This is a genomic window from Ornithinimicrobium tianjinense (assembly GCF_014636495.1).
Classification (GTDB): domain Bacteria; phylum Actinomycetota; class Actinomycetes; order Actinomycetales; family Dermatophilaceae; genus Ornithinicoccus; species Ornithinicoccus tianjinensis.
The window spans coordinates 1-6,923 of sequence record NZ_BMEM01000009.1 but is presented as its reverse complement, the minus strand read 5'-3'; the positions used below and the strand labels follow the sequence as shown (position 1 = coordinate 6,923).

Sequence of the window (6,923 nt, the reverse complement as noted above, 5' to 3'; positions counted from 1 at the left end):
GACAGGATTGTGCACCTCATGCAGCGTCGACGAGGGTGCATCAGGTGCAAGAACTTGCCTGCGTCGCGCGTCCGAGGTTCGGGGGCGACGAACTCGCCCTGCCCGACGACATCCCAGCCCTGCCCGACACCTGCCCGACGACATCCCAGCCCGGCCCGACACCTGCCCGACGACCCAGCCCTGCCCGGGCCGACGACTTTCGGTCGGCGAGCCGCTGACCTGTGGACAACCTCGGCCTCGGGCGGCTCAGCCCTGGCACGCTGACGCCCATGTCTGGGGAGATCGAGGTCCTGCTCACGGCCCGCGGCGGCGTGGGCAGCGCGCGGGCACTGATGGCGGCCGGGGTGTCGAGGCGGATCATCGAGGCTGCCGTACGGCGGCGGCTCGTGACGCGCATCCGTCAGGACGCGCTGGTGCTCACCGCTCTGCGCGAGGCGGCGACCCCTTGGGAACGCCGGGTGCTGGACGCCCGGGCCGTCGGGCATTCGTTGGCCCGGCCTGACAGCCACCACGCATTGAGTCATACGAGCTCCCTGGCGGTGCTGGGCCTGCCCTACTACGGACGCGACTCGCTGGTGCACCTGGTCCGCACGGACGGGCAGAGGGGTCGGCGGGACGCCACGGTCTGGGTCCACCGTCCGGTCGACCCCTCCTGGGTCGTCGAGGAGGAGGAGCTGCGGCTCGTGGAACCGGCACTCGCTGCGCTGCAGGTCGCCGCGACCCACGGAGCCGAGGCGGGCATCGTCGCCCTGGACGGTGTGCTCCGTCAGGCCGAGGAGGCAGACCTCGCCGCGACGCAGGAGCACAACGGTCCCGCACTCGACAACCGTCACGCTCCAGCACTCGACAACCGCCACGGCACAGCACTCGACAACCGCCACGCTCCAGCACTCGACAACCGCCACGCTCCAGCACTCGACAACCGCCACGGTCCAGCGCGCGACAGCCGCCACGGTCCAGCCCGTGAGCGGGTGGTGGAGCTGACCGAGCGGGCACTTGCGGAAGGTTTCGGCTCGGCGACGCACACGGTGCGCGAGGTGGTGGCGGCCGCGGACGGACGCAGCGAGTCGACCGGCGAGAGCCGGACGCGCTGGCTGGTGCGGGCCCTGGGCTGGGCCTGCACCCCGCAGGTGGAGCTGCGCGACGAGCACGGCCAGTTCGTAGCGCGGGTCGACCTGCTGCTCGACGACTGGCGGGTCGTCATCGAGTTCGACGGGGCCGTGAAGTACACCGATCCCGCCGTCGTCTTCGCCGAGAAGGACCGCGAGCGGCGGATCCGCGATCTCGGCTACGAGGTCGTGCGTCTGCGGTGGGCCGACCTCGACCGGCCGGCCTACGTGCGGCAGCTCATCCTCAAGGCCATCGCCCGGGCCGGAGCCAGCGCTGCCTGAAGCAAGCTCGGCCTCACGCCGGCGCAGAGCCCCGCGCGCGCCTGACGGGGCGACCGGTGACGCGGGCGACCGCACAGCTGCTGGCCTCCGCGGCGGACAGGATTCTGCACCTGATGCGCCGTCGTCGACGCCGCATCAGGTGCAGAATCCTGTCTCGCGAGGAAGAACGCGGCGGGGCTGGGGAACGGCGGCGTGGCGCGGAGGTCAGCCCAGCCACACGTGCCGGGGAACGGCGGCGTGGCGCGGAGGCCAGCCCAGCCACACGTGCCGGGGAACGGCGGCGGGGCGCACGCAGCCACACACGGGAGGTCAGCCGCGCGGGCGCCCCAGGATCCAGTAGGCGCAGAAGTACACGGCGCTCCTGGACAGACCGCGCTCGCCGACGAGGTGACGGCGCACCGACGCGGCGAGCTCCTGCTCCCCGCTCACCCAGCCGTAGTCGAGCGCCGGCAGGTCCGCACCTGCGACCGCCTCGAGCAGCGCCCGACCCTGGTTCCCCCCCCGCGACGGCACCAGGGTCAGGCTGCCCCGCTCGGGCCGCGCCAGCTCGGGCACGACCCCCTCCTCGGTCTGCTCGAGGAAGACGTGCAGCTCGCGATCGGTGCCGCGGGCTGCCTCGATGATCCCGACGATTGCCGGGTATGCCGTCTCGTCCCCCGCGACGACCTGCACCCGGGCGTCGGTCGGGGGGTGGTAGCAGGTGGTGCCGGTCTGCACCGCGACCTCGTCCCCCGGCCGGGCGCGACGCACCCAGCTGGCTCCCGGACCCTCGTCCACCTCGCCCTCGGGGTGCAGGACGACCTCCAGCACGAGCTCGTGCGACTCCGGCCGCCAGTCGCGCACCGTGTACCAGCGCACGTCGGGCCGGTTCGCCTCCGGCATCTCCCCGATCACCGGACGGGGGTTGGGACCGGTGATGCCCGACAGGTCGGGCAGCGCCGTGCCCGGGCGCGGCATGACCAGGCCGACGAACTCGTCGGGGCCCAGCACGGCATACCCCTCGAGGGCGGGGACGTGCAGGGTCAGCCGGCGCAGCCACGGCGCGACCTGCTCCGAGGCCAGGACCCGGCCCGGCACGCAGCGGTGCTCCTCGCGCTCGAGCGGCATCGCCGTCGTGCGCTCCAGCTCGGTCGTGCTCATCAGGACACCTCCAGCTCGGGCGCCAGGCGCGGCGAGGACGCGGCGCCCAGCACGTGACCGACCGGGCGGTGCCGGCCGAGGGGTATGACGGACAGGTCGCCGGTGGCCTCCTGCCACAGCACCCGGCAGGTGATGCCGAAGACGTCGCAGACCGTCTCGGCGGTGACCACCTGGCGAGGGCTGCCCTGGGCGACGACGCGACCGCCCCGCATCGCGACGAGGTGGTCGGCGTAGCGGGCGGCCATCGCCAGGTCGTGCAGGACCATGACGACGGTCGTGCCGCGGTGGACGGACAGGTCCCGGACGAGGTCCAGCACCTCGACCTGGTGAGCGATGTCGAGGAAGCTCGTCGGCTCGTCGAGCAGCAGCAGGTCGGTGCGCTGGGCGAGGACGAGCGCGATCCAGACGCGCTGACGCTGGCCGCCCGACAGCTCGGCGACCTCGCGGCTGACGAGGTCCTGGGTGCCGGTGAGCTCCAGGGCCTCCGCGACGGCCTCGTCGTCCTCGCGGGTCCACCGGCGCAGCAGGCCGTGGTGCGGGTGGCGGCCGCGGGCGACGAGCTCCCCCACGGTGATCCCCTCGGGGACGACCGGGTGCTGCGGCAGCAGCGCCATCGTGCGCGCGACCTGGCGGGTGGGCAGCTGGTGCAGGTCGCGGCCGTCGAGCAGCACGCGCCCGTTCGTCGGCCTCAGCAGGCGGGAGACGCCGCGCAGCAGGGTCGACTTGCCGCATCCGTTGGGCCCCACGATCGCGGTGACGCGCCCTTCGGGCACGTCGAGGTCGAGCCCGTGGACGATCGTGCGGTCGCCGTAGCCGAGCGTGAGGTTCTCGGTGGTCAGGGTGGTCATGACGTCGACCTTTCGCGGGTCAGGAGCCAGAGCAGGAAGGGGGCGCCGACCAGGCCGGTCACCACCCCGACGGGCAGGTTCACCTCCGGTATGGCGTAGGCCGCCAGGTGGTCTGCGAGGACCACCACGACGGCGCCGACCAGGGCCGAGGCTGCGATCGAGCTGCGCCCGCCCAGCAGCCGACGGGCGGTCGGGCCGGCGAGGAAGGCCACGAAGGCCACCGGCCCGCAGACGGCCGTGGTCGCCGCGACGAGCACCACCACGAGGGCGAGCGCCCGCGCACGGACCGGCCGGGGCGGCGCGCCGACCCCGTGCGCGAGGTCGTCACCGAGCTCGACGAGGTGGAGCTGGGCGGAGGTGGCCAGCAGCAGGGGCAGGGCGACCGCCACGACAAGCGCGAGCAGGCCGATCTGCGGCCAGGTGGCGCCGGCGAGGCTGCCCGTGAGCCAGACCATGGCCTCGTGCGCGCGGTAGACGTCGGCGCGCAGCAGCACCCAGTGGACGACCGAGGTGAGCATGGCCGACAGCGCCACCCCCACCAGGATCATCCGCGTCGGAGCCGCGGCGGTGGAGCCGGTGCGCCCGCCGGAGAGCAGGATCAGGGCCAGGGCGACGGCGGCGGCCCCCAGGAGCGCCGCCACCGCGACCGCGGTCCCGGAGCCGCCCAGGACGACCAGGGTCAGGACGGCGGCCGCGCTCGCGCCCATCGTCAGGCCGAGCACGTCGGGGCTGGCCAGCGGGTTGCGGGCCATGAGCTGGAAGGTCGCGCCGCCGGCGCCGAGGGCCAGGCCGGCGAGGACGCCGACCAGGGCACGCGGGAGCTTGGACTCCATGAGCACGAACTCCGCACCGCGCGGGACCCCGTCGGCACCGACGAGGATCCGCACCGCGTCGGCCGCCGTGATCGTGTAGTCGCCGAGGAGCGTGCGCACCAGGACCGCGCCGACCAGGGCGAGGACGAGGCCGAGGAGGACGCGGCGGGGCCGGCTCGCGGCGGCCCGCCGTGCGCTGCGGACGGCACCGACGGCGAGAGCTGCCGGGGCACCTGCGCTGGTGGTCAGGGTCACCGGAGCGCCCCCGTCCGGCGCACCAGCCAGATGAGCACCGGCGCCCCGAGGACGGCGGTCATGATGCCCACCTGGACCTCCGAGGGCGGCATCACGACCCGGCCGAGGGTGTCGGTGAGGAGCACGAGGACCGGCCCGACCACGGCGCTCCCGAGCAGGACCCGCTGGTAGTCCGGTCCGGTCACCAGCCGCACCAGGTGCGGCACGACGAGCCCGACGAAGGCGATCGGCCCGGCGAGGGCGACGGCGCAGGCCGCGAGCCCGACCGCGCCGAGGGCGACGGTGGCCCGGGCCAGCTGCACACGCTGCCCCAGCGCCCGCTCCAGGTCCTCACCCAGCGCGGCGGCGTTGAGCACCCGCCCGGACAGGGCCACGATCGCTAGGCTCACCACGAGCAGCGGCGCGACGTCGAGGAGGAGCGAGGCCGGCCGCCCGGCGACGCTGCCGACCTGCCAGAACCGGAAGGTGTCGAGCGCCCCGCGGTTGGCCACGAGCACCCCCGCCACGACGCTCACCGCCCCGGCCGAGAGGGCCGCGCCGGCGAGCGCCATGGTGAGCGGCGTCGCGCCGCCGGGAGAGGCGGCGGAGACGGCATACACGAGGAGGGCGGCGAGCAGCCCGCCGGCCAGGGCGAGCCAGACGAAGGCGGCGGCGGAGGAGAGGCCGAGGTACTGGACCCCGAGCACGACCAGCAGCGCCGCGCCGGCGTTGACCCCGAGGATGCCGGGGTCGGCGAGCGGGTTGCGTGTCAGGCCCTGCATCGCCGCGCCCGACAGGCCGACGGCCAGGCCGACCACCGCCCCCACCGCGGTGCGGTCCAGCCGGGCGGCGACGACGCCGGCGGAGGGATCGGTCGCGAGGCCGTCGAGGGCCGCCCGCAGCCCACCGAGCAGCTCGCCCGGGGACAGCGTGCGCGAGCCCACGGCGACCGACACGACCAGCGCGAGCAGGAGCACACCGCCCCCGACCCCGAGGGGGAGCCAGGTGCGGCGCCGGCTCACCGGGCAGCCCTGGCGGCCGCCTCGGCCACGTCCGGGATGAACGTCTCGAGCGCGACCGGGATCGACAGCGGGGTCGGCGAGGACATCCCGAGGGCGGCCTGCTGGTCCGAGGAGGCGACGTAGGCGCCGCTGGCGATCGCGGGGATCTGCGAGAGCAGGGCGTCGGCCTCGACCTCCTCGCCGTCGAACTCGCCCTCGGTGTAGAAGATCAGGACGTCGGCGTCGAGGGTGTCGGCCTGCTCGGCGGACAGGTTCGCCGAGAAGGCGCCGTCCTTGCTCAGCTCCTCGACGACCGGGGAGTTGACCATGCCCAGCTCGGTGAGGAACTGGGGGCGAAGGTCGGTGACGGTGTAGAGACCGATCGTGGACAGGTCGGTCGGCGTGAACCAGCCCCAGGCGAAGCTGGTGCCCTCGAGCTCGGGGTGCTCCTCGCGGGCGGCCGCGAACGCGGCCTCGGTCTCGGCGATCGCCTCGGCGGCCTGCTCGGGGCGGCCGATCGCCTGGCCAACGAGCTCGACGGACTCGCGCCACGGCGTCGCCCACGGGGCCTGCGGGTAGGCGACGGTCGGCGCGATCTTGGAGAGCGTGTCGTAGTCCTCCTGGGTGAGGCCGGAGTTGCTGCCGATGATCAGGTCGGGCTCCAGCGCGGCGATCTCGTCGACCGGCACCCCGTCGGCGTCGTCGAGGCGGGTGATCGCGGCCGGGTCCTGCCCGAGGTCCGTCACGGCCTGGTCGAACCAGTCGGTCGAGCCGGCCTCATTGCCGCCCCAGGTGATCTTGGTTGCGCCGACCGGCACCTCGCCGAGGGCCGCCATGATCTCGTGGTCGGTCCAGCCGACGGTCACCACGCGCTGCGGGTCCGCCTCGATCGTCGTCTCACCGAAGGCGTGCTCGACGGTGACCGGGAAGGTCCCCGTGTCGGCACCGCCCGCCGCGGCCGGGGCCGAGGAGGCCGAAGCGCCGTCCGCGGTCGAGCCCGAGGGGCCGGTGCTGCAGCCCGCGAGGGCGAGCGCCGCCGCGACGGCGGCGACGGGGACGAGACGGGCGGGACGGGACATCGGCAGGCTCCTGGTGAGGGGTGGCCGACCTGATGGCCGGCGGGACACGAGGGACCTTAGGTGAGGCTCGCCTTATTAAGCAACTCCGAAGTGTCGTTATTGGAGTATGGCGAGTCTCACCTTGTCGTTTCGGTCACGTCACGCGCGGAAAAGGCGCGGACCTCGCGGCGTGCACGAGCCACGCCGGTGAGTGACTTGCGCACGCTTTCTCCGGGCATGGCGTGCACGAGGCACTCCGGTGAGTGAGTTACGCACGCCTTCTCCGGGTATGGCGTGCACGAGCCACTCCGGTGAGTGAGTTACGCACGCGGTCTGCGGGTATGGCGTGCACGAGCCACTCCGGTGAGTGAGTTACGCACTGTCGGCGGCGCTTGAAAACTGAGCAGGTACGGCGCTCGAAAAGTGAGCACTCTTCGAC

The 6,923-nt window shown here is 73.9% G+C and carries 6 protein-coding genes; 1 reads left to right on the top strand and 5 read right to left on the bottom strand.

Annotated features, from left to right (window positions below; genetic code table 11):
• The first annotated feature begins 269 nt into the window (after positions 1–269).
• Positions 270–1,391: a putative endonuclease domain-containing protein gene (locus IEV65_RS15450; RefSeq protein ID WP_188432348.1), complete on the top strand. Its 1,122-nt coding sequence runs from the start codon at positions 270–272 to the stop codon at positions 1,389–1,391.
• A 309-nt stretch (positions 1,392–1,700) separates the two neighbouring features.
• On the opposite strand, the gene IEV65_RS15445 is transcribed toward IEV65_RS15450, so the two are convergent.
• Genes IEV65_RS15445 through IEV65_RS15425 form a run of 5 tightly spaced genes read right to left on the bottom strand, consistent with a single transcriptional unit; the run spans position 1,701 to position 6,505 of the window.
• The gene (locus IEV65_RS15445) at positions 1,701–2,531 is read right to left on the bottom strand and encodes a siderophore-interacting protein (protein ID WP_188432347.1); all 831 of its coding nucleotides are present in this window, start codon (positions 2,529–2,531) and stop codon (positions 1,701–1,703) included.
• On the bottom strand, positions 2,531–3,379 hold the full coding sequence (locus IEV65_RS15440) for an ABC transporter ATP-binding protein (RefSeq protein WP_188432346.1): 849 nt from the start codon (positions 3,377–3,379) through the stop codon (positions 2,531–2,533). The genes IEV65_RS15445 and IEV65_RS15440 overlap by 1 nt, the downstream gene beginning before the upstream one ends.
• The gene (locus IEV65_RS15435; RefSeq protein ID WP_229735351.1) at positions 3,376–4,446 is read right to left on the bottom strand and encodes a FecCD family ABC transporter permease; all 1,071 of its coding nucleotides are present in this window, start codon (positions 4,444–4,446) and stop codon (positions 3,376–3,378) included. The genes IEV65_RS15440 and IEV65_RS15435 overlap by 4 nt, the downstream gene beginning before the upstream one ends.
• Positions 4,443–5,447, bottom strand: a complete 1,005-nt coding sequence (locus IEV65_RS15430) for a FecCD family ABC transporter permease (RefSeq protein ID WP_188432345.1) — start codon at positions 5,445–5,447, stop codon at positions 4,443–4,445. Before IEV65_RS15430 ends, IEV65_RS15435 begins: the two co-directional genes overlap by 4 nt.
• Positions 5,444–6,505 carry an ABC transporter substrate-binding protein gene (locus IEV65_RS15425; RefSeq protein ID WP_188432344.1) on the bottom strand — a complete coding sequence of 354 codons (1,062 nt, stop codon included), beginning with the start codon at positions 6,503–6,505 and terminating at the stop codon, positions 5,444–5,446. The genes IEV65_RS15430 and IEV65_RS15425 overlap by 4 nt, the downstream gene beginning before the upstream one ends.
• Positions 6,506–6,923 lie beyond the last annotated feature (418 nt).